The organism is uncultured Dubosiella sp., from assembly GCF_964018005.1.
Lineage (GTDB): Bacteria > Bacillota_I > Bacilli_A > Erysipelotrichales > Erysipelotrichaceae > Dubosiella > Dubosiella muris.
On sequence record NZ_CAXHOA010000046.1, the window covers coordinates 1 to 1,954 of the forward strand.

General features: G+C 45.4%; 4 protein-coding genes. 3 read left to right on the plus strand and 1 reads right to left on the minus strand.

Translation table 11 applies throughout. The features are described from left to right. Positions 1 to 223: 223 nt before the first annotated feature. Positions 224 to 454, minus strand: coding sequence for a hypothetical protein (locus tag ABNS49_RS13655; protein ID WP_348688287.1), 231 nt, complete (start codon positions 452 to 454; stop codon positions 224 to 226). Positions 455 to 887: 433 nt separating this feature from the next. On the opposite strand from ABNS49_RS13655, the gene ABNS49_RS13660 reads away from it, so the two are divergent. The 3 genes from ABNS49_RS13660 (at position 888) to ABNS49_RS13670 (ending at position 1,829) form a co-directional block, all read left to right on the plus strand. Further along, entirely contained in the window at positions 888 to 1,037 is a 150-nt protein-coding gene (locus ABNS49_RS13660) for a hypothetical protein (protein ID WP_348688288.1), read from the plus strand. Beyond that, positions 1,034 to 1,309 carry a hypothetical protein gene (locus ABNS49_RS13665; RefSeq protein WP_288341677.1) on the plus strand — a complete coding sequence of 92 codons (276 nt, stop codon included), beginning with the start codon at positions 1,034 to 1,036 and terminating at the stop codon, positions 1,307 to 1,309. Before ABNS49_RS13660 ends, ABNS49_RS13665 begins: the two co-directional genes overlap by 4 nt. A 61-nt stretch (positions 1,310 to 1,370) precedes the next feature. Next, positions 1,371 to 1,829: a hypothetical protein gene (locus ABNS49_RS13670; RefSeq protein ID WP_348688289.1), complete on the plus strand. Its 459-nt coding sequence runs from the start codon at positions 1,371 to 1,373 to the stop codon at positions 1,827 to 1,829. The last annotated feature ends 125 nt before the right edge of the window (positions 1,830 to 1,954 follow it).

Below are 1,954 nucleotides of genomic sequence, written 5' to 3' on the forward strand. Positions count from 1 at the left end.
ACAAACTATAAACGAATGAATCACATATAATCACATAATCATCCCTTTTTTTCCGCCTTGGTACCAAGCAGAAAATGAAAAAGGGATGAAATGGATTAAATATGTGAAGAAAATCACACAATTAGAAACGAATGGATGGAACGAGCGCTCTATATATAGATGGATGGGAAACAGCCGCGCCGATCGGGCAAAAAGAAAAAGCGCGGTGTTAGTCCGCGCCGTCTTATACGTCGTCAATGTCAAAAGATATTAAATCTTTGCCCGTGCTCTTATCCTTAACAATCAGCTCACAATCTAGCAACCCGCATATTTTAATGAGATCTTTAACCGCAAAGCGGTTAAGCGCAAACTTAGTGCTTAAAGCTTGCTTGCTGGACACGCCCAACACTCCTAGTGTGTCAATCTGCTTTTTATCCTTTAAAAATAAAAGCGCCTTTATCTTTTTCCCTACCATGATACGCCCTCCTTTCTGTCTGTATGATATATCAATCCGCCAAAAAAGTAAACTTTGCCGCCAAAAAGCAAAACAAAAAAATCAAAAAAGTTTACTTTAAGTATTGACTAGCAATCTTTTTAGGTGTACTATAAGGGTGTACCAAGGGGACAGGTACAGGAAGCCGGCGGGGGTCGGCGGGGATATTTGAAAAGTGAATCCACACGCAAGGCGCGCCGCTTGAATGGCGCGGGTTAAATGGGTTGTATCGCATACATCGCGCGCCCTATCCCGATAAACGGACAGTAGAAAGACGCCAAACCGTGGGGGCTAAAAAGAAAGAGAGGAAAAAGAAAATGTTTAAAAGAAAGAAAAAGCCGGTTGAAAAAGCGATCGAACTTTTGATGAAGCAAAACGCGGAAATGCTCAAAAAGAGTATGGCGGGGGTGCTAGCATGACGGGCGCGGTAAAAATAGCGCTGTGCTTGCTGTTGACCGCGACGGGTCATATACAAGCGGAAACGGCGAGAGGGAAAGAAAACCTGGATGCCGTTAAGTGCGGCGACCATTTCCACGTGGTCGCCGTTCAGGAGGCGCAAAAATGAGAATCAGCAAGGAAAAGCAGGAAGAAACAAAACGCCTGTATGAGCTTGAAAACGCGATTATGCGTCTGAAAAAAGAAAAAGACGCCTTGAAAGCCGGATTGGTTGAGTACTACACGGCTAAAGGCGTCACGGTGGAAACGCTCGAAAATGGGCTTGTCGTTGAGTTAAAAGAAGGCAAGCGCCAAAGCGTTGACACCGACAAGTTAAAAGACGCCGGTTTATACGACGACTATAAAAAGTATAGCACGTTCCCGGTATTGAAAGTCAAGTAAAAAATTAATTAAAGCCCCGGGCGAAAAGCCCGGGCGTTTTATATGAAAGGACAATAAAAATATGGAAAATATTAAAAATACGCAAAATCTGGAAACTTCCGCGCTCATGATGACACAGTACGAGCGTTGGGGAACCATCGACACGCGCGAATACGCGATTGATGAGGTCGTACGACCTTATATTGAGGCGATGGATGACAGCGACCTGATAGCATGCTACAACGAGTTCGCGACGCAAAACGGCGATGAAATGTTTTTGGAAAACGACGAAACGCTTTTCGAAAACATGGCGCCGATGGAAGCTGTTAGGGCGACGTTTTACGGCGACTATCGCTATATGGACGAGTATGCGCGCTTTAATGGCGATGGAAACATCGACACTTATAGCGCGTATCAGGCGCGCTGTGAAATAGCACGTGACGGCGAATTTCTTGACTGGATGTATGAGAACGCATACGAGGACGAAAACCAGGAAAAACGCGTCGCGTACGCGCTTGAACTTGTGAAAGCGGGGTACTAAAAATGAAAGGGTACGGAAAAGAAGCGATTGTAAAAATCGGCGGTAAGTTTTACCGTTGGTCGTACGTTTGGGGATTGTTTGACGAGGATGTTTGCCGCGAGATTGACGACGGCGGGGATAGGAGC